The 21,807-nt window shown below is 68.1% G+C and carries 20 protein-coding genes and 1 tRNA gene; 15 read left to right on the top strand and 6 right to left on the bottom strand.

Annotation, left to right across the window (positions count from 1 at the left end; translation table 11 throughout):
* The first annotated feature begins 20 nt into the window (after nucleotides 1-20).
* Nucleotides 21-905 (top strand): LysR family transcriptional regulator, encoded by an 885-nt coding sequence (locus PV762_RS20075; RefSeq protein ID WP_421036767.1) that lies wholly within the window; start codon nucleotides 21-23, stop codon nucleotides 903-905.
* A 24-nt stretch (nucleotides 906-929) separates the two neighbouring features.
* Here PV762_RS20075 and PV762_RS20070 read toward each other — a convergent pair whose 3' ends face one another.
* Both PV762_RS20070 and PV762_RS20065 read right to left on the bottom strand, forming a co-directional pair.
* A complete protein-coding gene (locus PV762_RS20070; RefSeq protein WP_421036766.1) occupies nucleotides 930-1,679 on the bottom strand; it encodes an SDR family NAD(P)-dependent oxidoreductase in 750 nt (249 codons plus the stop codon).
* A gap of 162 nt (nucleotides 1,680-1,841) precedes the next feature.
* Nucleotides 1,842-2,396 carry a lipocalin family protein gene (locus tag PV762_RS20065; protein ID WP_421036765.1) on the bottom strand — a complete coding sequence of 185 codons (555 nt, stop codon included), beginning with the start codon at nucleotides 2,394-2,396 and terminating at the stop codon, nucleotides 1,842-1,844.
* 209 nt (nucleotides 2,397-2,605) lie between these two features.
* Here PV762_RS20065 and PV762_RS20060 point away from each other — a divergent pair, with 209 nt between their 5' ends.
* Genes PV762_RS20060 through PV762_RS20050 form a run of 3 tightly spaced genes read left to right on the top strand, consistent with a single transcriptional unit; the run spans nucleotide 2,606 to nucleotide 4,781 of the window.
* On the top strand, nucleotides 2,606-2,956 hold the full coding sequence (locus PV762_RS20060) for a GntR family transcriptional regulator (RefSeq protein WP_421036764.1): 351 nt from the start codon (nucleotides 2,606-2,608) through the stop codon (nucleotides 2,954-2,956).
* Nucleotides 2,953-3,825: an ABC transporter ATP-binding protein gene (locus tag PV762_RS20055; protein ID WP_421036763.1), complete on the top strand. Its 873-nt coding sequence runs from the start codon at nucleotides 2,953-2,955 to the stop codon at nucleotides 3,823-3,825. The genes PV762_RS20060 and PV762_RS20055 overlap by 4 nt, the downstream gene beginning before the upstream one ends.
* 56 nt (nucleotides 3,826-3,881) lie before the next feature.
* On the top strand, nucleotides 3,882-4,781 hold the full coding sequence (locus PV762_RS20050; protein ID WP_421036762.1) for a hypothetical protein: 900 nt from the start codon (nucleotides 3,882-3,884) through the stop codon (nucleotides 4,779-4,781).
* Between the two features lie 91 nt (nucleotides 4,782-4,872).
* Here PV762_RS20050 and PV762_RS20045 read toward each other — a convergent pair whose 3' ends face one another.
* The 3 genes from PV762_RS20045 to PV762_RS20035 all read right to left on the bottom strand — a co-directional run bounded on the left by PV762_RS20045 (nucleotide 4,873) and on the right by PV762_RS20035 (nucleotide 5,927).
* Entirely contained in the window at nucleotides 4,873-5,082 is a 210-nt protein-coding gene (locus tag PV762_RS20045; protein ID WP_421036761.1) for a hypothetical protein, read from the bottom strand.
* 47 nt (nucleotides 5,083-5,129) lie between these two features.
* Entirely contained in the window at nucleotides 5,130-5,264 is a 135-nt protein-coding gene (locus PV762_RS20040; protein WP_421036760.1) for a hypothetical protein, read from the bottom strand.
* Nucleotides 5,265-5,381: 117 nt separating this feature from the next.
* Nucleotides 5,382-5,927 (bottom strand): Lrp/AsnC family transcriptional regulator, encoded by a 546-nt coding sequence (locus tag PV762_RS20035; protein WP_421036759.1) that lies wholly within the window; start codon nucleotides 5,925-5,927, stop codon nucleotides 5,382-5,384.
* A 198-nt stretch (nucleotides 5,928-6,125) separates the two neighbouring features.
* Between PV762_RS20035 and PV762_RS20030 the strand changes: the two genes are divergently transcribed.
* From PV762_RS20030 to PV762_RS20005, 6 genes are all read left to right on the top strand, one after another.
* Nucleotides 6,126-7,220, top strand: a complete 1,095-nt coding sequence (locus tag PV762_RS20030) for a saccharopine dehydrogenase NADP-binding domain-containing protein (protein ID WP_421036758.1) — start codon at nucleotides 6,126-6,128, stop codon at nucleotides 7,218-7,220.
* A 51-nt stretch (nucleotides 7,221-7,271) separates the two neighbouring features.
* Nucleotides 7,272-8,777 carry an aldehyde dehydrogenase family protein gene (locus PV762_RS20025; protein WP_421036757.1) on the top strand — a complete coding sequence of 502 codons (1,506 nt, stop codon included), beginning with the start codon at nucleotides 7,272-7,274 and terminating at the stop codon, nucleotides 8,775-8,777.
* On the top strand, nucleotides 8,770-9,891 hold the full coding sequence (locus PV762_RS20020) for a 2-oxoadipate dioxygenase/decarboxylase family protein (RefSeq protein ID WP_421036756.1): 1,122 nt from the start codon (nucleotides 8,770-8,772) through the stop codon (nucleotides 9,889-9,891). The genes PV762_RS20025 and PV762_RS20020 overlap by 8 nt, the downstream gene beginning before the upstream one ends.
* The gene (locus tag PV762_RS20015; protein WP_421036755.1) at nucleotides 9,885-11,306 is read left to right on the top strand and encodes an FAD-binding oxidoreductase; all 1,422 of its coding nucleotides are present in this window, start codon (nucleotides 9,885-9,887) and stop codon (nucleotides 11,304-11,306) included. The genes PV762_RS20020 and PV762_RS20015 overlap by 7 nt, the downstream gene beginning before the upstream one ends.
* Nucleotides 11,307-11,397: 91 nt before the next feature.
* Nucleotides 11,398-11,482: transfer RNA gene (locus PV762_RS20010), tRNA-Leu, on the top strand.
* Nucleotides 11,483-11,673: 191 nt separating this feature from the next.
* Entirely contained in the window at nucleotides 11,674-12,750 is a 1,077-nt protein-coding gene (locus PV762_RS20005) for a LacI family DNA-binding transcriptional regulator (protein ID WP_421036754.1), read from the top strand.
* Between the two features lie 26 nt (nucleotides 12,751-12,776).
* Here the strand turns inward: PV762_RS20005 and PV762_RS20000 are convergent, their stop codons facing one another.
* Nucleotides 12,777-14,330, bottom strand: a complete 1,554-nt coding sequence (locus tag PV762_RS20000; protein WP_421036753.1) for a tryptophan halogenase family protein — start codon at nucleotides 14,328-14,330, stop codon at nucleotides 12,777-12,779.
* A gap of 228 nt (nucleotides 14,331-14,558) precedes the next feature.
* Between PV762_RS20000 and PV762_RS19995 the strand changes: the two genes are divergently transcribed.
* The 5 genes from PV762_RS19995 (at nucleotide 14,559) to PV762_RS19975 (ending at nucleotide 21,688) form a co-directional block, all read left to right on the top strand.
* Entirely contained in the window at nucleotides 14,559-17,018 is a 2,460-nt protein-coding gene (locus PV762_RS19995; protein ID WP_421036752.1) for a TonB-dependent receptor, read from the top strand.
* Nucleotides 17,019-17,023: 5 nt separating this feature from the next.
* Nucleotides 17,024-18,337, top strand: coding sequence for an ABC transporter substrate-binding protein (locus PV762_RS19990; RefSeq protein WP_421036751.1), 1,314 nt, complete (start codon nucleotides 17,024-17,026; stop codon nucleotides 18,335-18,337).
* Between the two features lie 10 nt (nucleotides 18,338-18,347).
* Nucleotides 18,348-19,355, top strand: coding sequence for a carbohydrate ABC transporter permease (locus tag PV762_RS19985; RefSeq protein ID WP_421036750.1), 1,008 nt, complete (start codon nucleotides 18,348-18,350; stop codon nucleotides 19,353-19,355).
* Complete coding sequence (locus PV762_RS19980; RefSeq protein WP_421036749.1) at nucleotides 19,342-20,184, top strand: carbohydrate ABC transporter permease; 843 nt, start codon at nucleotides 19,342-19,344, stop codon at nucleotides 20,182-20,184. Before PV762_RS19985 ends, PV762_RS19980 begins: the two co-directional genes overlap by 14 nt.
* A gap of 127 nt (nucleotides 20,185-20,311) precedes the next feature.
* Nucleotides 20,312-21,688, top strand: a complete 1,377-nt coding sequence (locus PV762_RS19975) for a GH1 family beta-glucosidase (RefSeq protein ID WP_421036748.1) — start codon at nucleotides 20,312-20,314, stop codon at nucleotides 21,686-21,688.
* Nucleotides 21,689-21,807: the final 119 nt, after the last annotated feature.

Genomic DNA, 21,807 nt, shown 5'->3' with positions numbered 1-21,807 from the left:
CGTCCCCGACACGCGCCGGCATGAACGACAAGCTGCTCGCCCTTCGCCTGTTTGAACGCGTGGCCCGCACGGGAAGCTTCTCGGCCGCGGCGCGGGAGCTGGACCTGTCCCAGCCCTCGGTGTCGCGCATCATCGCGGCGCTTGAACAGGACGTCGGTGCTGCCCTCGTCACGCGCACGACGCGCGCACTCACGTTGACGGACGCCGGGGCGGATTACCTGACGCGCATCGAGGCGATCCTGGCGGCGCTCGAAGAGGCCGATCATGTGGCGCGCGGGTCGCTGGAGTTGCGCGGCTCACTGCGCGTCGCCTTGTCGGCGAGTTTTGGCGTCCGGGAGATCGTTCCCTTGTTGCCGGGCTTCCTGGCGCGCCATCCGCTGCTGAACGTCAGCCTGCTGATGAGCGATCAACGGCAGGACACGCTCAAGGAGGGCGTCGACGTCGCGCTGCGGCTCGGCGACCTGGCGGATTCGAGCGCGACCGCGCGGCTCATTGGTCGCACGCATCGGCTGATCGCGGCGGCGCCGGCCTACTTGAAAGCGAACGGCACGCCGACGGCGCCCGCTGAACTTGCGACCCACACGGCCATCTTCGGCCCCGCGGGAACGAGCGCCGCGGGATGGCGGTTCCACAAGGATGGGCGGGACATGACGATCCGCGTTGACAGCCGCCTGAGCGTGTCCGCCAACGAGGGCGCGGTGGCTGCGGCGGTGGCGGGGTTGGGCGTCGTGACGACGTCGCTCTGGGGATGCCGCGCCGAGCTCGCGAGCGGAGCGCTCGTCCAGCTGCTTCCCGACTGGAAGATGAAGGACGTGGAAGTCCACGGCATGTTCACGCCGGGCCGACCGCCGAAGCCGTCGGCCCGGGCCTTCGTCGAGTACCTGATCGCCGAGCTGCCTCGTTGATCGGGCTCGGCGGTCAGGCGCTGATCAGGCGCGTTGGCCGCCGGAGGCCGTGATCCGTTCGCCGGTCACCCAGGCCGAGTCGTCGGAGGCCAGGAACTGGGCGACGCGGGCGATGTCTTCCGGCTGTCCGGGGCGACCGAACGGGATCGTGGCGACGATGGACTTGACGGCCTCTTCCGGCCAGCCGAGGGCGGCGATGCCTTCGGTGATCGTGGCGCCTGGGGCGAGGGTATTGACGCGGATCTTCTTCGGCGCGAGTTCGACCGAGGTCACGCGGGTGATGGCGTCGACGGCGCTCTTGGACGCCGCGTAGACGGCCGAGTTGGGCATGAAGCCGACGCTGGCGATCGAGCTGACGTTGATGATGCTGCCGCCGTTCGGACCGAAGTGCTTCGCGGCTTCCTGCGTCGCGGTGATCACGCCCAGCACGTTGGTGTTGAACTCGCGATGGAACTCCTGCTCGGTGGCTTCCTGGACGGGGCCGAAGGCGTAGACGCCGGCGTTGTTCACGAGGATGTCCAGCGTGCCGAAGGCGCGCTTGGACTCTTCGAACAGGCGGCGGATCTCGGCGGTCTTGGAGAAGTCGGCCTGGATCGCGACGGCCTGGCCGCCGGACTGCTTGATCTCGGCGACCACGGCGTCGGCGGCGTCCTTGCTGGTCGAGTAGTTCACGACGACGGACGCGCCAGCCTTGGCGAACTGCTTGGCGATGCCCGCGCCGATGCCCTTGGAAGCGCCGGTGACGATGGCGACCTTGTTGGTGAGTGTGCTCATGGTTTCAATCTCTGGATGACGGCGCCGGGGTGGCGTCGGGATGAACTTTGGGTCATCGTCCAGTGAATGAGTAGCGGTGTTGGCGACTAAGACTTATTCGTGAACGGCATTCGCAAGCGCTGGGTCGGGACGTTCGTACCTACGGTCTGAACGGCAAGCGCGTTACCAGCGCTGGGGCGCCCGCACCAGCTTGCTCACGTCGTAGCCCTGGCTCGCGACGAGCGCCACGAGCTGCTGATAGTCGGCGTCGGCCATCGCCGGGCGGCGCGACATGATCCAGACATTGTCGCGTTTCTCGCGCCCCACGATGACCGCATCGTAGGCCTCGCTGAGGTGAACGATGCGGTAGTCGGCCTCGAACGGCCAGATGAACTGCACGCCCCAGATGGCCCCGTTGCCGCCGCGCACGAAGCCCTTCGATCGCAGCGTCTTGCGCTCGCCATCGAATCCGTCCTTGTTGTAGTTGTAGGTGATCGCGATCGTCCCGTCGGCGGCGAGCTCGTAATGCTCGACCGCATTCCAGGCATCCTTCTCGATGAAGGTGGGGATGACGCCGATGACGTACCAGTCACCCATGAAGCGTGGGATGTCGACACTCGACATCAACCGCAGCGGTGGCTGCCGTGTGGAGGTGGCGCAGGCGGTGATCGCCAGGACCACGCCTGCGGCGAGCGCGGCCTGCTGCGCGATGCGGAAAACAGGGCGTCGGAAGATCATGGCGTGGACCCGGTAGGCCTCGTGTGGTGGATGATGGGTCTACCCGGCACATGCCGCTCCCGCCTGTGAAGCGGATCCGACAGCGAGTCGCGTGTTTTCCGCTTCATCCCCCCTTTTCTGCAGTCCGTCGCCCCCCGCTGGGGGAGCGCGGTCCGGCTTGCTATGGTGTGCTACATCAGCAACACACCGGCGCTTCCGCGCCCCGCGTCATGCACAGCTGGAACGATCAAGCGCCGATCTATCAGCAGCTCGCCGACCGACTGGCGACGCAGCTGCTCGACGGCGACCCTCCTGAAGGCGAGGCGCTGCCCTCCGTGCGCACCCTCGCCAGCCAGTACCTCATCAACCCGCTGACCGTCAGCCGCGCGCTGCAGGCCCTTGTCGACGAGGGCCTCGTCGAGAGCCGCCGCGGCCTGGGCATGTACGTCCGCGACGGCGCCCGGATCCGGTTGCTGCACACCGAACGCCAGCAGTTCCTCCAGGAGGAATGGCCCCGGTTGCGGGAGAAACTTCGCCGACTGGGCCTCAAGCCCCAGGACCTGAATTGGGAGGACGCATGAAGACGCTCATCGAGGCCAGCCATCTGAGCCTGAATTACGGACGCAAGGCGGCCCTCCAGGACCTGTCCTTCACCATCCCCGCCGGCCGCGTCGTCGGGCTGCTTGGCCACAACGGCGCCGGCAAGACCACGCTGATGAAGACACTCGTCGGACTCAAGCGCGCCGAAGGCGAGCTCCGCGTGCTCGGCCTGGATCCCCATGCGGACCGCGCCCAGCTCCTGACCTCCCTCTGCTACATCCCCGACGTCGCCGTGCTGCCGCGCTGGGCCAAGGTGTCCGAACTGATCCGCCTCATGACCGGCCTGCAGCCCGCCTTCTCGGCCGACCGCGCCCGGCAACTGCTCAAGCGCACCTCGGTCACCGAGAACGACAAGGTCAAGCACCTGTCCAAAGGCATGGTCACCCAGCTGCACCTCGCGCTGATCGCCGCCATCGACGCGAAGCTCATGATCCTCGACGAGCCGACGCTCGGCCTGGACGTGATGTCGCGCAAGAGCTTCTACGAGATGCTCATCGACGAGTGGTGCGACGGCGAGCGCTCGGTGCTCATCTCGACCCACCAGGTCGAGGAAGTCGAGACGCTGCTGTCCGACGTGCTCATGCTCGACGAAGGCAAGCTGGTGCTGAACATCTCGCTGGCGGAGATGGACGAGCGCTTCGTCGCGCTGTCGCATGACCCCGACGCCGCCGAGCTGGTCGCCGCCAACCACCCGCTGCTGCGCTACCGCGTGCAGGGCCGGCCCGCCGCGCTGTTCGACGGCGTCCCGCCCGATGCCGTCGCGCACCTGGGCCAGCGGGTGCGCCCCAGCCTCGTCGACCTCTTCATGGCGCTGACCCGCAAGCCGGAGCGCCAGGCCACCGAGGCCTGACCCGCCCGGTTGCGAATCACGGCGACCCCCAGCGACCCTCTTCAAAGGATCACCCCATGACGCTCTTCAACACGCTGCTCCTGCGCGAGTGGCTGCAATACAAGCGGGCCTGGATCGGCCTGGTGCTGGCGCCCGTGCTGGTGCTGCTGGCCCTGGTGCCGTTCAGCCAGGTCGACGGCATCGACGTGCCCAGTCCCGAACCGGTCGCGCTGATCGCCGGCCTGCTGACCGTCGGCCTGGTGCTGGCCTTGTCCCTGGCCGTGTCCGTCTATCAGCTGATGGGCCTGGCCCGGCGCGACCAGCAGGACCGCTCGATCGAGTTCTGGTCCTCGCTGCCCGGCAGCCATGCGGCCAGCGTCGGCGCGCCCATCGTCGCCCACGGCATCCTGGTCCCCGTCGCCGCCACGCTGCTGGCGCTGGTCGGCGGCGCGATCGTCGGCTCCGCGATGGCGTTCAAGGAATTCGGTTTCGCTGCGCTGCAGCAGACGCAGTGGGGCGCGCTGTTCGCCGCCACGACCTGGCTGGGCCTGCGACTCGCGGTCGGGCTGGTGTTTGCCGCGCTGTGGTTGTCGCCGATCGTGCTCGCGCTGATGGCCGCCTCGGCCTGGCTCAAGCGCTGGGGCGCGCCGCTGCTGGTCATCGGCGTCGCGGCCTTCCTCAACATCTACAAGAACGAGACCGCCGCCGAAGTGCTGCGCAATGCGCTCATCACCCAGGTCGCCGGCGTCGGGCGTTCTTTGGTCCAGAGCGGGACAAGATTGGTCATCGACTCTGACAAAGAAGGTCACCTCAACCTGCAGGACTTCTTCGACATGCTCTACCGCTTCCCGGATTACGCCCGGGAAGGACTCCCCCAGGTCCTGCAGGCCGCCTGGCATCCGCAGTTCATCGGCGGACTCTTCGTCGCCGGTCTGTGTTTCTGGCTGCTGGTCCTGCAGCGCAAGCGCAGCCTCTGAACGCAGACGGAAGTCCCGAACGAAAAAGGCGCTCCCGAGGGAGCGCCTTTCACTTGGTCGGCGACAACTCGTCAGCGACGGTCGAAGACCTTCAGGCGACCGTCGCCGCGGCCGTCGGCGCCAGGACCTGGCGCAGATCGCCTTCGGCATGGTCGAGCCAGGCCATCGCGGCCAGCAGCGCCAGCACGGCGACGGCGGCACCGAGCACCGGCAGCAGCAGGCGGCGCCATCGGTGAGCGGCAATGGGAGGCTGCGCGGGCACCGGCGGCGCGGCGCCGTGGAGACGGGCAGGGGCTTTCATGGCGGAACTCCGGAGAAAGGCAGGATCGCGGGAGATCGCCGCCGGGCTCAGGGCAGCACGGCGCCCAGGCCCCACAGCAGCGTCGGATAGACGGCGCCCCAGGCCACCGCGAGGATCGCGAGGGCCTTGATGCCGACGAAGATCGGCGGGACGTGCTTGGCGGTGACGGCGGGCTTCGACATGGTGCGCTCCTTGAGCTGGCAGCTCATGGAATGCAAACGGCGTGCCAGTCCCGCGCGTTGACGGCATCGACCGTCCAGAACATGACGTTACTCACGCGCTACCGGACTGACATGTGCTCACGCGCTCCGGTCCACCCGCAGCGCCAGCAGCACCGAGGTGTGCGTCTTGATCACGCCCTCGATGTCGCCGATCTCGTCGAGCAGCGCGTCCAGTCGCGCCGTGCTGTCGGCGCGCAGCGTCGCCATGTAGTCGAACTCGCCGCTGACCGATGCCAGCTGGCGCAACTCCGGCAGCCGCGAGAGCAGCTTCACCACCTCGCGTCCGGCGCGCGGCTGCACCGTGATGCCGACGAAGGCCTGCACACCGCGCTCCACCGCCTCGCCGCCCAGCCGCACCGTGTAGCCGGCGATCAGCCCTGCTGACTCCAGCCGGGCGAGCCGCGCCACCACGGTGGTGCGGGCGACGCCCAACTTGCGTGCGAGGTCCGCGGTGCTTTCGCGTGCGTTCGACTGCAGCAGCGCGATCAGGTCGCGATCGGTCTGGTCGCGCAGCGTCGCCGGAGCGGCGGGCTGCGAATCCGACGCCGATGCCGACGCCGATGCCGATGCCGATGCCCGTGGCGATCCGACGGGAGAGGCGGGAGCGGTCTTCCTGGCGTTCATGGGGCGAGGCCTTCGACAGGCTGTGACGGAGTTCTCGGGATAAACCCTTGTTTTCGCCGGAATGAAGGATCCGGCTGACGGATCGTCAGTATGGATGTGTTTTCCGTCGAACTCGCGCTTTCTTTCGTCAGTGCAGGTCGGGACACTGCCCGCATCGCATCTGAAACCTCATCCGCACAGAATCACAAGGAGTACGACATGAAAGTGGCACTGCTGGGCGCCGGACACATCGGCCAGACCATCGCTCGACTGCTGCAGGGCAGCGGCGACTACCAGGTGACCGTGATCGACAAGAACGCCACCGCGCTGCAGCTGCTCGCCGGCCAGGGCCTGGCGACCAGGACCGTCGACACCGAGGACAAGTCCCAGCTCGCCGCCGCGCTGCGCGGCAACGACGTGGTCGTGAACGCGCTGCCGTACCACCTGGCCATCACCGCCGCGCACATGGCGCTGGAAGCCGGCTGCCACTACTTCGACCTGACCGAGGACGTGGCCGCGACCAAGGAGATCAAGCGCATCGCCGAAGGCGCGAAGACCGCGTTCATGCCGCAGTGCGGCCTGGCCCCCGGCTTCATCGGCATCGTCGCGCATCACCTGGCCAAGCGCTTCGATTCGCTGAGCGACGTGAAGATGCGCGTCGGCGCGCTGCCGGCGTTCCCCACCAACGCGCTGAAGTACAACCTGACCTGGTCGGTGGACGGCCTGATCAACGAATACTGCCACCCCTGCGAGGCCATCCACGACGGCGAGGCGATCTCCGCGCTGCCGCTCGAGGGGCTCGAGCACTTCTCGCTCGACGGCACCGAGTACGAGGCCTTCAACACCTCCGGCGGCCTGGGCACGCTGTGCGAGACCTGGGAAGGCAAGGTCCGCAACCTGGACTACAAGACCGTCCGTTATCCGGGTCACCGCGACCTGATGATGTTCCTGCTGGACGACCTGGCGCTGAAGAACGACCAGGAGAAGCTCAAGGACATCATGCGCAAGAGCATGCCGGCGACCATGCAGGACGTGGTGCTGGTCTTCGTGACCGTGTCGGGCATGAAGAACGGCGTGCTGATGCAGGAAGTCTTCGCCCGCAAGATCTTCGCCGAGCGGGAAGGCGAGCAGCCGCTGTCGGCCATCCAGATCACCACCGCCGCCGGCATCTGCGCCGCGGTCGACCTGTTCCGCGAAGGCAAGCTGCCGCAGTCCGGCTTCGTCCGCCAGGAAGAAGTCGCGCTGCCCGACTTCCTGGCCAACCGCTTCGGCAAGGCGTACCAGCAGTCGCGACAAGTCGAGTCGATCGGCTGAACGATCGGCTGATCGCACGACCCGCCTGAACGCCTGAAGGAGAATTCCCCGATGACTTCCACCACCACCGACCTGCTGGCCGCCCTGGGCGTGCCGGCCGCCGCCGTCACCGGCGGCGCCATGACCGTCCGCAGCCCCATCGACGGCGCCGTCATCGGCGCGGTCCACGAGGCCAAGGCCGCCGACATGACTGCCGCGATCGCGAACGCGCAGCAGGCCTTCCTGGCCTGGCGCGCCGTGCCGGCGCCCAGGCGCGGCGAACTGGTCCGCCTGTTCGGCGAAGAACTGCGCGCCAACAAGGCGGCCTTGGCCCGCCTGGTCTCGCTGGAGGCCGGCAAGGTGACCAGCGAGGGCGAAGGCGAAGTGCAGGAGATGATCGACATCTGCGATTTCGCCGTCGGCCTGTCGCGCCAGCTGCACGGCCTGACGATCGCCAGCGAGCGTCCCGGCCACCGCATGATGGAGCAGTACCTGCCGCTGGGCGTGGTGGGCATCATCTCGGCGTTCAATTTCCCCGTCGCGGTGTGGGCGTGGAACTCGGCGCTCGCCCTGGTCTGCGGCGACACCTGTCTCTGGAAGCCCAGCGAGAAGACCCCGCTGACGGCGCTCGCGACGCAGGCGCTGTTCGAGAAGGCGGTCGCCCGTTTTGACGGCGCCCCGAAGTTCCTGTCGCAGGTCCTCATCGGCGGCGCCGCTGTCGGCGAAGCGATGGTCGACGACACGCGCGTCGCGCTGGTCTCCGCGACCGGCTCGACCCGCATGGGCCGCGCCGTCGGCCCGCGCGTCGCGGCGCGCTTCGGCCGCTGCCTGCTGGAGTTGGGCGGCAACAACGCCATCGTCGTCACGCCGAGCGCGGACCTGGACCTCGCCGTGCGCGGCATCCTGTTCGGCGCTTACGGCACGGCCGGCCAGCGTTGCACGACGACGCGACGCGTGATCGCGCATGAATCGATTCATGACGAGCTCGTCGCCCGCCTGGACCGCGCCCGCGCCCAGCTGAAGATCGGCAGCCCGGTCGAGCCCGGCAACCTGATCGGTCCGCTGATCGACAAGGCCGCCTTCGACGCCATGCAATCGGCCCTGGCCGCGGCGCGCGAGCAGGGCGGCGAGGTCAGCGGCGGCGAACGCGCCCTGGCGTCCCAGTACCCGGAAGCCTACTACGCGGTGCCGGCGCTGGTCCGCATGCCGGCGCAGTCGGCCATCGTGAAGCACGAGACCTTCGCGCCCATCCTGTACACGCTGAAGTACAAGACGCTGGACGAGGCGATCGCGCTGCAGAACGACGTGCCGCAGGGGCTGTCCTCGGCGATCTTCACCAACGACATCCGCGAGGCCGAGACCTTCGTCAGCGCCAGCGGCTCCGATTGCGGCATCGCCAACGTGAACATCGGCACCTCGGGCGCGGAGATCGGCGGCGCCTTCGGCGGCGAGAAGGAAACCGGCGGCGGCCGCGAATCCGGCTCCGACGCATGGAAGGCCTACATGCGCCGCACCACCAACACCGTCAACTACTCGCGCGAGCTGCCGTTGGCGCAAGGGGTGAAGTTCGATGTCTGAGCGGAGCGCGGATCTGGAGGCATTGACGACGCTCAACGCGAAGGTCACCGCGGCGAGGGACAGCGGGCTGTTCCAGCTGCTGCGTGGCGCGCTCGGCGACGAGGCCGCCCGCGACGCCTTCGCGCGCGTGCAGGTCGTGCCGGCCTTGCTGCGTCCGGTTGGCGAGCCCCTCTCTCCCCTCTCGCGCATCTCGCGCGCCGAACTGGCGCAGGCGCTGAACATGGCGCTGTTCCTCGACGTGACCGACCGCGTGCCGATGGCGGCCGCTTACGTGGCCGATCTGCAGCGCGACGGGCAGCAACTGGTCTTCGACCACGGCGCGCTGCGCACGGTGGCGTGGCCCTCGGGCGCGCTGCCGCCGGGCGAGGCCGCGATCACGCGCGTGCTGAGACCGCTGGGCTTTGCGATGGCGGCGACCTATCCGCTGCCGCGTCTGAAGATGACCGGCCGCGCCTGGCGCCATGCCGATTTCCCGGAAGACATCGCCCAGTTCTTCGTCTCGGAGCTGCATCCCGAGCAGTTCTCCGGCAGCTTCCAGGGCGCGGTGACGCGCGTGCTGTCGACGTCGCAGGATCCGCTGGCGCCGGCTGACCTGGCCCTGCTGGAGCACCTCGCGCGCGACGGCGAGCTGCCGATCGGGTCCGCCGTGGCGCTGCTGCCCAAGCTGGTGGGTTGTTTCGCCCGGCAGCATGCGCTGTTCGAAGCGGACGACTACCAGCTCCTGCTCACCGAGTCGGCGGAGATGGCCTGGATCGCGACCGAAGGCAACGCCTTCAACCATGCGACCGATCGCGTCGCCGACATCGAAGCCGTCGTCGCGGCGCAGCGCGCACTCGACCGGCCAGTGAAGGACTCGATCGAGACCTCGGCGACCGGTCGTGTGCGCCAGACGGCGTTCAAGGCGGCGCGCGTGATGCGTGAGTTCCTCGATCGCGGCCAGCGCGTGAGGCTCGAAGTCCCGGGCAGCTTCCATGAATTCATCCAGCGCGCGCCGTTCGATGAGTCGGGGGCGCTGGACCTGGCCTTCGACGCGGGCAACGCGACCGGCATCTTCAAGATGACGGCCGGCGCGGCGAAGGACGCCGACACCACCGGCGAGGCGGCGGCGTGCTGAGCTTCCAGGCCGGCGGCTTCCTCGCGGAAGCGATCGCCGTCTGCGGCGAGGCCTTCGTGCAGGTGGGCGCCGACATCGAGACGCGCTATCTGCAGCCCGCGCGATACGCGGCGGGGCGTGCGGCCGCGCTCGTGCGTCCCGGGAGTCGAGACGAAGCGGCGCGCGTTCTGGCGCTCGCGGCGGCCAGCGGACTCCGCGTGGTGGTGCAGGGCGCGCACACCGGGCTGGTCCGCGCAGGCACGCCGGACGACGCGAACGGCGAGGTGCTGCTCAGCACCGAGCGGCTGCGCGAGGTTTTCGAGCTCGACCTGCTCGACCGCACGCTGCGCGTATCGTCGGGCTTCCGCCTGTCCGAGATCAACGAACGACTCGAACCGCACGGTCTCTGGTTCCCGGTCGACCTGAGCGCCGATCCTTCGATCGGCGGCATGGTCGCCCACAACACCGGTGGCACGCGGATGCTGCGTTACGGCGACGTGCGCGCCAACACGCTGGCGCTGGAGGTCGTGCTGGCGGAACCGGCGGGTCAGGTCTTGCGCCTGGGACAGGGCCTGCAGAAGGACAACTCGGCGCTGGCGCTGGGGCAGCTGTTCATCGGCTCGTCGGGCAGCCTGGGGCTGGTCAGCGAGGTCACGATCAAGCTCTCACCGTTGCCGCGTCAGCGCGCCGTGGCCCTGGTGGCGCCCTCATCGCTGGAAGAGGTCTTTCCGCTCTACGCCGACGTGATGCAGCGTTGGGGCGGCCTGGTGTCCGCCTTCGAAGGCATCAGCCGCGCGGCGCTGGAAGCCGGACTCCACGGCCAGGACGTCGCGCGGTGGTTCGAAGGGCAACTGCCGGACTACGCGATGCTCATCGAGCTCAGCAGCGAGCTGCCGGCGGATCAGCTCGCCCTCGACGGCCTGCTGCAGGGCTGGCTCGAAGGCGAATTCGAATCCGGTCGCGTGCGCGATGCGGTGCTCGACGCCGACGAGGCGATCTGGGGCCTGCGCCATCGCATCAGCGAAGGACTGCGCGTGCAGGGCAAGGTGATCGGGCTGGATCTCTCGCTGCCGCGCCGGCACTTCATGGCCTTTCGCGCGCGCGGAGCGGCCTGGCTGGCCGAGCGCTTCCCGCAAGTGCGGCTCGCCGACTTCGGCCACCTCGGCGACGGCGGGATGCACTTCAACATGGTGTGGCCGGCGACTGCCGGGGCGCTCTCGGCGGAGCAAGAGCTGAGCCTGCGCGAGGGCCTGTATGCGCTGGTCGCGGAGCTCGGCGGATCGATCAGCGCGGAGCACGGGGTCGGTCCTCAACTGCAGGCGGCGTACCGCGCGCATTGGGAGCGGGCCGAGCCTGCGATGCTGGATTGGGCGAGGAGAGTACAGGCGTTGTGGGATCCGCACACCCGTCTTGGAAAAGTGAGTTGGGGCGGCTGAATCGCTTGCCTGATTCCAAAACCGTGCTAAAGTCCAATTCTTCGCTGCAGACAGCAGTCAAACGCAATAGCAACGAAGAAAAATCCTGAAAGCCCAGGTGGCGGAATTGGTAGACGCACTAGTTTCAGGTACTAGCGGGTAACTCCGTGGAGGTTCGAGTCCTCTCCTGGGCACCAAATCTGAAAAGCCGGCTTCCAGCCGGCTTTTCTCATTCTGAGGCCCAGGAAGTGATGTCCAGTGGACATCACGGGGGGCTCGAATGGTTTGGACCGGGAGGTCCAAACCGGGGTCGCGCTTGCGTGACCGAGTCCTCTCCTGCGAAGTCAGCGAGTGCTGTGGCAAAGTCGGGCGAGCATTTCGGATCTCTATGCCGCCACGTAAACCCGCCACCATCATCGACGTCGCTCGCGAAGCGGGCGTCTCCATCAAGACGGTATCCCGGGTGTTGAACCAGGAGCCGGGTGTCCATGCCGAAACCCGCGAGGCGGTGCTGAAGGTCGTGGCCGACCTCAAGTACCGGCCGAAGCAATCGGCGCGCAGCCTGGCTGGCGGACGGTCTTTCCTGATCGGTCTGCTGTATTACGACCCGTCGGCGGCCTTCGTCGGCGGTGTGCAGCAGGGGGCGACCTTGCGCTGCCGCGAGGCGGGTTACCACCTCGTCGTCGAATCCCTCCACAACGACGCGCCCGACCTCGCGATGCAGGTCGACCGCATGGTCTCGGCGCTGCGTCCCGACGGCATGATCCTCACGCCTCCGCTCTGCGACAACCCGCAGGTGCTGTCCGCGCTGCGCGAGAGCCAGACCCCGTGCGTGCTGATCTCCCCGGCCGCCGACGAGCCCGACCATCCCAGCGTCCGCATGGACGACGTGCACGCGGCGGAGGAGATCACCAACCTGCTGATCAGCCTCGGTCACACACGCATCGCGATCATCAAGGGCGCGAAGGAGCAGGTCGCGTCCAAGCGCCGCTACCAGGGCTACCTAGCCGCCTTGAAGGCGCACAAGCTGCCGCTGGACAAGGACCTGGTGGTGCAGGGGGACTTCACCTTCGACACCGGTGTCGAGGCCGCCTATCAATTGCTGAGCCGGCGTCAGCGCCCCACCGCAGTCTTCGCGAGCAACGACGACATGGCGCTGGGCGTGCTGGCCGCGGCGCAGCGACTCGGCCTGGCGGTGCCTGGCGACCTCTCGATCGCCGGCTTCGACGACACGCCCGCCGCCGCGCGCGTGTGGCCGCCGCTGACGACGGTGCGTCAGCCGATGGACGACATGGCGCGCGCTGCCGTCGACCTGCTGATCGGCTCGCCGCGTGACGCCGAGCCCGACGCGGAAGCCGAAGCGTCCGCGAAGCCCAGGCACCGCGTCCTGCCGCACGAGCTGGTGGTGCGCGACTCCACGGCGGTGCTCGGCACGAAGGCCGCGCCGCGGCTCAGGAAGGCCTGAGCGACCTCGAGCGACCTCGAGCGACTTTACGCCGCGCGCTTGCCCGTCCGCGCGAGCAGCTGTTCGATCAGCACCCGATGCGGCGGCAGATCCCGCAGCGCATGCGCGCCGAGCTGCGCGATCGTCGCGAACTCCTTCCGCGCCTCCTCGCTGCGCATCAACGCGGCAGCGCCTGTTCCCAGCTGCGTCTTGAATTCCATCCCGTAGAGGACGTACTGCCAACTGGCCGGCAGGTACATCTCGACGTCGGTGATGAAGTCCAGCCGTTGCGGCGGTCGGCAGCGCCACATCGCGAGCTTCTCCTTCAGCGTGTCGGTGAACGACGCGGGATCCGCGTTGTCGCGCCAGAACGCCGTGTCCGTGCGCTGCGTCAGTCCGTAGTGAAGCTTGATGAAGTCGACGATGCGCGCGTAGCGCTCCTTCATGAACGCATTGAAGTGCTTCGCCACCGGCGCAATGTCGCCGTTGAACGGGAACAGCTGTCCGATGAGATAGGCGGCGGTCTCGATGAGCCCGATGCCCGACGATTCCAGCGGTTCCAGGAAACCGCCCGACAGCCCGACCGCCACGCAGTTCTTCACCCACTGCGTCTCGCGGTACCCGACGTCGAGCACGAGCTTGCGCGGCGTCAGCGTGTCCGACGCGGGGCCGATGTATCGGCGCAGCGCCCGCTCCGCCTCCTCGTCGTCGCAATGCCGGCTGCTGTAGACATGGCCGATGCCGCGCCGCTCCTGAAGCCCGATGTCCCAGATCCAGCCGTGGTCCTGCGCGCTCGCGATCGTGTACGACGCGATCGGCGCATCGGGCCGCGCATACGGCACCTGCATGGCCAGCGCGCGGTCGACGAAGAGCACATCGTTCAAGGACTTGAACGGCGAGTCCAGCGCTTCTCCGATCAGCCGCGCACGGAAGCCGCTGCAATCGACGTAGAGCCCGGCCGTCAGGGGGCCGGCCTCCTTCGTGTGCACCGCGGCGATGGCGCCCTGTTCATCGAGGTCGACGCGATCCACGGTCGCGATCACGCGCTTCACGCCGAGCGCCTGCCCGTGCTCCGCGAGCAAGGCGGCGAAGCGCCCGGCGTCGAAGTGATACGCGTAGTTCAGCGGCCCGAGGAAGTCCCCGTCGCTCGCCCGCTTCGGCCCGTGCCTCGCATCCGCGACGGCCTTCTGCAGCGTCACCGCCTCGGCGAATGCGCGTCCCTGGCCGGCCTCGCCCATCAGCCAGTACGGCAGCAGCTCCGGCGCGCCGGGGCGCTGGCTCGGCTGGCTGAACGGATGGAAGTAGTGATCGGCGCCCGCCGCCCCCGGCGGGCGCACCCAGTGCTCGAAGCGGATGCCCTGCTTGTAGGTGGCCGAGCAGGCGTCGAGGAATTCAGCCTCCCGGATGCCGATCGCCGACAGCGTCCCGCGGATCGACGGGAAGGTGCCTTCGCCGACGCCGATGATGCCGATGTCGCTGGACTCCACCAGCGTGATGCGGACGCCGCCGTGCGCGGTGCCGAGCTGCCGCGCGAGGAACGCGGCAGTGAGCCAGCCGGCCGTGCCGCCGCCGACGATGAGGATGTCCTGGATGGGCTGCATGGCTTGTCTCCTGTTGTCTTCTTCGGAACCGCGTCGTGATCGCAGGCGGTCGCGTCAGGATCGCGCCTGCACGGGGTCTGCGATCTACGGGTAAATGATAGTGAGCAAAATGACAACGATGTCAGCCCAAGCGTTGACAACGTTGTCATGCGTTGCCTACGATGCACTCAAATTAGAAGAACACGACCCGGAACAGAGCTTCATCTCGAAAGCCACCCAGGAGACAACATGACTGACCGCCTCATCCGCCGGCCGCGCCTCGGCCTTTCCACGCCCGTCCAGATCGCCGTGCTCGCGCTGCTGGCCGGAGCGTCCCACGCCCAATCGACCGAGGCGCCCGCGCCTGCGCCGCAGGCCGAGAGCAGCAGCTCCGCCTCGACGTCGTCGGCCACTGCCGGCGAGGGCAAGGAAAACAAGGCGCTGCCCCAAGTCGTCGTCACGGCGACCAAACGCGCCACCTCGCTGCAGAAGACGCCTATCGCGGTGACCGCGATCAGCGCGTCCACCATCGACGACGCCCACGTCAAGAGCATGCTCGACGTGTTCAACCTGGTGCCCAGCATGCAGGGCACGGGGCAGGGCGACCACGGCATCGTGAGCATCACGCTGCGCGGCATCGGCAACGACTCCGCCAAGACCGAATACGCCGACCCCGAGGTCGCGCTGTTCGTCGACGGCGTCTTCGCGCCGCGTCCCGAAGGCGCCGCGACCATGCTGTTCGACCTGGACGGCATCGAAGTGCTGCGCGGTCCGCAGGGCACGCTGTGGGGACGCAACTCCACCGTCGGCACCATCAACATGAAGACCGCCAAGCCGGTGTTGAAGGACAACTCCGGCTACGTCGAACTGGGCACCGGCACCTACAACCGCCTGGGTGCCAAGGGCGCCATCAACATTCCCCTGGGCGACACGCTCGCGGCGCGCGTGGCGTTCATCCACGAGCAGCACGACGGCTACGTCGACTACCAGAAGCCGACGCAGTACACGATCGCGCAGCAGCAGGCCGCCTACAACGCGGGCAACACGGCCGGCACCTTCCCGCCGTTCCAGCCGATCAACTACAACCTGTTCACCACCGGCGGACCGAAGTACAACGCGCAGGACCAGACCGCCGCGCGCCTGAGCTTCCTGTGGCAGCCGATCAAGGCCTTCCGCTGGGACGTGTCGGTGGAGCAGTTCGCCGACCGCGGCACGCCGGCGATGAGCCTGATGCAGACGCCGCGCGAAGGCCAGAAGTTCTGGTCCGCGCTGATCGACACGGCGCCGTCGCTCAAGCGCGACTCCACCTCGATCCGCAGCCGCGCCGAATACGACATGGGCGGCATGTCGCTGGCCTACGTCGCGGGCTACACCCACTTCAAGGGATCGGGCACCTACGACCAGGACTTCGGCGTCCAGATGCCGACGAGTTTCACGACCGGCGCGACCCACCAGGAAGACAACACCGTCTGGACCAGCTACCGCAGCCAGAGTCATGAAGTGACGCTGCAGAGCACGGCCAAGCAGACCATCGACTGGGTGCTGGGCCTGTACTACGCGGCCGAGGACAACGGCATCCGCTTCGACATCCCGATCATGAACGGGACGCAGCAGGGCACCGTGAACTGGCAGGGCTCGTTCATCCAGCCCAAGGAGACGGTCGATTCCAAGGCCGCCTTCGGTCAGGCGACCTGGAACCTGACCGACGCCTTCCACGTGACCGGCGGCCTGCGCTACACGCACGACGACCGCAAGAACATCGGCGGGCGCGGCTGGACCTGGAACGGCAACCCGGCGGCGCCGCAGATCCCGCTGAACCCGACGATCGATCCGACCGATCCGGCCAACGGCTACGTCGCGGGCAACATCAACGACGCCCACTACAAGGGCAGCAAGACGACCTGGCTGGCGCGCGCGACCTACGACATCGACAAGAGCTCGATGGCCTACGGCAGCGTGTCCACCGGCTACAAGTCCGGCGGCACCGGCGACGGCGGCCTGCCCTACGGCCCGGAGACGCTCACCAACTACGAAGTCGGCTACAAGACCTCGTTGCTGGACGGCCGCATGACTTTCAACGTCAGCGCGTACCACATGAAGTTCAAGGACTTCCAGTTCAGCGCGCCGGTGATCGTCAACGGCAACCGCCAGTTCGCCTACTCCAACGCGGAGGGTGCCAAGGTGTCCGGCCTCGAACTCGAGACCGCGTGGATGATCACCAACGACGACAAGCTGATGCTGTCGGCCTCGTACACGAAGACCAAGCTCGGCGCGCTGGTGGCCGCGTCCAACGACTACCAGCTGCCGACCTGCTTCGACACGACGCTGGGCGGCAACTGCCTGAACGTCACCGGCAACGAACTGCCGCACGCACCGAAGGTGGCGATCCAGCTGATGTACGAGCACGTCTTCCCGCTCGCCAACGGCGACCAGGTCGCGCCGCGCATCAGCTACCACTACCAGTCGGCCAACTGGCTGTCGGTCTTCAACCTGGGCGACGGCGACCGTCAGAAGGCGTACTCGACGGCGGACATCAGCGTGCGCTACACGTCGAAGAAGAACTGGTACGTCGACGGCTTCGTGCGCAACGTGTCGGACGAGAAGATCAAGACCAGCGCGGGCAGCTCGGTGAGCTTCGCCAATCCGGTGTGGACCGCGCAGTACGCGGCGCCTCGGACCTTCGGCCTGAACGCGGGCTACAACTTCTGACCGCTGTGCCCGATGTCCACCTGACCCGGCGATCGGCAGCGCGTGCGCTGCTGGTGGCCGGGGCGGCCGCCGCGCCCCCCGGCGCCTTTCCTGGAGCGGTGTCGGCGGCGGCCCAGGGGGCCCCGACGCGCGCACCGACCTCGGTGCTGCGCGTCGCCACATTCCCCGACCTCGACCGCGCCGCGATCGCGGCCGCGCCACGGTGGCGCGCGCTGCATCCGGAGGTCGAGCTCAAGTTGCTGTCGATGCAATACGCGGATCACCATCTGTCGATGACGACGGCGTTGGCGACGGGCTCCGGCCTGCCCGACGTGATGGCGATCGACCTGCGCTACATCGGCAAGTTCGCCGGTTCGGGCGGCTTCGTCGACCTGAACCAGGCACCGTTCCACGCCGCCGCGCATGCCGACGACTACGTCCGCTTCGCGATGGCGCAGGGCGTGGGCCCGAACGGCACCCAGGTCGCGATCCCCGCCGACATCGGACCCGGCACGTTGATCTACCGCAGGGACCTGCTCGACAAGGCCGGCGTCAGCGAAGCGGAGATCACCCGCGACTGGGCCTCGTACCTCGCCGCGGGCGAGCGCATCCGCAAGACCACCGGCGCCTACCTGATGGCCGACGCGGCCGATCTGCGTGACATCGCGCTGCGCCAGGGGCTGCAGGACGGCGAAGGCCTCTACTTCGATGCGGAAGGTCGCGTGCTCGTCGAGTCCGCGCGCTTCCGCCATGCCTTCGAGCTCGGCCGCGCCGCGCGCCGCGCGGGCCTGGACGCTCGCGCGATCGCGTGGACCAACGACTGGGCGGCCGGCTTCAAGCAGGGCCGCATCGCGACGCAGATGATGGGCGCCTGGCTCGTCGGCCAGCTGCGCAACTGGATCGCGCCGCAGACGTCCGGACTTTGGCGTTCGGCGCCGCTGCCCGGCGGCGTGCAGGCCGCGTACGGCGGATCGTTCTATGCGATCCCGAAGAAGGCCGCCAACAAGACCGCCGCCTGGGACTTCATCCGGCTGATGACAGCCGACGCGCAGGTGCAGTTGGAATCGCTCAAGGTGCTCGACAGCTTCCCCGCGATGCGCGCCGTCCTGCGCGATCCGGTGATGGACGAGCCGATCGCCTTCCTCGGCGGGCAACGCGCGCGCCAGCTGTGGCGCGAGACCGCGACGCGCATCCCCGCGATCCCCGTGAACCGATTCGATGTCCTGGCCACGACGGTGATCCGCGACGAGTTCGAGCGCGTCATTTCCAAAGGCAAGGCGATCGCGGAAGCCTTGGCCGATGCGCGGTATCTCATCGAGCGCCGCGCTCGCCGTCGCTGAGGGCCCACGCATGAACGCGCGCCCCTCTCCCTCGCTCGCCGCACCGCGCCCGTCCCGGGTGCGGTTGCCGGCGCTGCGGTCGCGTCGACTCGCGCCCTACCTGTTCATCGCGCCGTTTTTCGCGCTGTTCCTGGTGTTCAGCCTGTTCCCGCTGATCTTCTCGATCTACCTGTCGCTGCAGCAGTGGAATCCGGCAGAGGGCCTGCACACGATGCATTGGGTCGGGCTGGAGAACTACGGCTACGCGCTCACCGACCCGTGGTTCTGGGACGCGCTCTACAACACCGCCTGGTTCGCGCTGGTGGCCGGCGTGCCGCAGCATCTGGTCGCGCTGCCGCTGGCGTTCTTCATCCACCGGCGCTTCAAGCGCGGCCGGGACCTGATCGTCGGCGCGTACTTCGTCCCGTACATCACGTCGAGCGTGGCGATCGCGCTGATCTTCACGACGCTGTACTCGAAGGACTACGGCCTGATCAATGCCGCGCTGGCGGAGCTGACGCGCATCCCGTTCATCGGCAGCCCGCTGGCGTCGCTGACGGCGCTGAAGGACGGCGGCATCGACTGGCTGGGCGACGCCGACGTCACGCGGCCCGCCGTGGCCTTCGTCGTGTTCTGGCGCTACCTGGGCTGGAACCTGGTGCTCTACCTGTCGGGCCTGCAGGTCATCGACAAGGACCTCTACGAGGCGGCGACGCTGGACGGCGCCACCGAGTGGCAGCAGTTCTGGCACGTCACGCTGCCGCTGCTCAAACCGATGATGTTCTTCGCGGTGACGCTGACCATCATCGGCAACCTGCAGCTGTTCGAGGAACCCTTCATCCTCGTCGACGGCGAGAAGGGTGTTTCGTCGTCCGTGATGACGACGGCGATCTTCATGTACCGGACGGCGTTCTCGGACGGGGACTTCGGCACCGCCTCGGCGATGTCGTGGCTGATGTTCGTGCTGATCGCCGCGCTGACCTGGCTCAACGCGCGGCTGTTCGGCCGCGACCCGCGGAGCGCCCATGGCAAGCGCTGAACGCCATTCACGGGTCCGGTCGGCGTGGCCGGCGCGGCTGCTCGTGGCCGCGGGCGCAGTGCTGCTCGTGGCGCCGCTGTACTTCACCTTCGTCCTCGCGACGCACGGGCGCACGGAGATCTTCGACAACCCGCCGCCGTTGTGGTTCGGCGACGCGGCGGGCTCGAACCTGAGGCTGCTCGAAGAACGCCTGCCGTTCTGGCGCAACCTCGGCATGAGCCTGTACGTGGCCTCGATGACGACGGTGCTCAACCTGCTGCTGTGCTCGCTCGCCGGCTACGCCTTCGCGATCTACGAGTTCCGCTTCAAGGGCACGCTCTTCGCGATCGTGCTCGGTTCGATGATGCTGCCGGCGTTCATGCACATGATCCCGAGCTTCATGGTGATGGACGCGCTGGGCTGGATCGACGAGCCGCGCGCGCTCTACGTGCCGGCGGCCGCGAGCGCGCTGGGCATCTTCCTGATGCGGCAGTACATCGGCTCAGCCATCCCGCCCGACCTGATCGACGCCGCGCGCATCGACGGCTGTGGCGAGCTGCGCATCTTCTGGAGCATCGTGCTGCCACTGCTGATGCCGGCGCTGGGGACGCTGGGCCTGATCACCTTCATCGCGAGCTGGAACAACTTCGTCGCGCCGCTGGTGGTGATGCGCTCGGCCGAGAACTACACGCTGCCGCTGGCGCTGCGTTCGATGCAGGCGCCCAACAACACCGAATGGGGCGCGCTGATGATCGGCAGCGCCATCGCGATGCTGCCCTTGCTGGTGGCGTACTTCTTCAGCGCCCGGCGGCTGGTCGCCGGGCTCACCTCGGGCGCCGTGCGCGGCTGACCGAACCGACGCCGGAAACGCCATGGCCACGACCGCTCCAGCGAACTCTCCTGCGACATCCGCCGCCGGCGCGATGTCCTCCCCCTCTTCGAATCTTTCGATCCCTACGACCACGACTGCCACCACCATGCACGCGAACGACGCCAACCCCGCCGCAGACACCGCCACCTTCCAATCGCTGATCCAGTCGTTGCCCGCGGATTTCCAATGGGGCTCCGCCACCAGCGCCGCGCAGATCGAGGGCGCGGCCCGTGAGGAAGGGAAGGGCGAGTCGATCTGGGACCGCTTTTGCGCCCAGCCTGGTCGCATCAAGGATGCGTCCAACATCGACGTGGCCTGCGACCACTACCGGCGCTATCCCGAAGACGTGAAGCTGATGAAGTGGCTGGGGCTGGATGCCTACCGCTTCTCGTTCTCGTGGCCGCGGGTGCAGCCGCTGGGACGCGGCGCCTGGAACGAGGCCGGCTTCGCCTTCTACGACCGGCTGATCGACGAGCTGCTCGCCGCCGGCATCAAGCCCAACGCGACGCTGTATCACTGGGACCTGCCGCAGGCGCTGGACGACTCGATCGGCGGGCTGCTGTCGCGCGACGTGGTGCCGCTGTTCGCCGAATACGCCGCCGAGATCGCGCGCCGCTTCGGCGACCGGCTGTCGACGATCGCGACGCTGAACGAGCCGTGGTGCTCGGCGACGCTGGGCTACGAGACCGCGCAGTTCGCGCCCGGCCACACGAATCGCGCGGAGGCCTACCAGGTCTCGCACCACCTGCTGATGATGCATGGCGCGGCGATCCAGTCGATGCGCGCCGTGGGCTCGAAAGCCCAACTCGGCATCGTGCTGAACCACACGCCGTCTTTCCCGGCCGATCCGCTCAGCGAGGACGACCGCCGCGCCGCGCGCATCGACGACGGCACCAACGTGCGCTGGTACATGGACCCGGTGTTCCGCGGCCAGTACCCGGCCGACATCGTCGAGCACCTTGGCGCGGACGCGCCGAAGCTCCAGGACGGCGACCTGGCGCTGATCCAGCAGCCGCTGGACTTCCTCGGCATCAACTTCTACACACGCAGTGTGCTCAACGGGCAGCAGCAGTTCGTGACGCCGCCGGGGGAGCTCGGCTTCACCGACATGGGCTGGGAGATCTACCCGCAGGCGCTGACGCAGCATCTGCTGCGCATCACCCGCGAGTACACGCCGCCGCCCATCGTGATCACCGAGAACGGCATGGCGAACGCGGACCGCATCGTCGACGGCCGCGTGCCCGATGCCGCGCGCATCGCCTACCTGCGCGGCCACCTGGAGGCGCTGGCCCAGGCCGTGGCGCTGGGCGCCGACGTGCGCGGCTATTTCTACTGGAGCCTGCTGGACAACTTCGAGTGGAACTCGGGGTACCTCAAGCGCTTCGGGCTGTTCCACGTCGACTACGCGTCGCAGGAGCGGCTGGCCAAGGACAGCGCGCACTGGTATCGCGATGCGATCGCGGCGTTCAAGGCCGGTCGTTGAAGGGGCGTTGAGCGCGAGACGCTAAACACCGGCCGCGACGACGTCCGCCCTCGGGATCCGCCGGCGGGCTGTGGCAGCATCCGAGGCTTTTGCGGGCAGGCGAAGCGCTTGCCCGGCCA

It is taken from the genome of Mitsuaria sp. CC2, assembly GCF_048957715.1.
In the GTDB taxonomy this organism is placed as follows: domain Bacteria; phylum Pseudomonadota; class Gammaproteobacteria; order Burkholderiales; family Burkholderiaceae_C; genus Roseateles.
The sequence above is the reverse complement of the archived record's forward strand: the minus strand, read 5'-3'. Positions and strand labels throughout refer to the sequence as shown.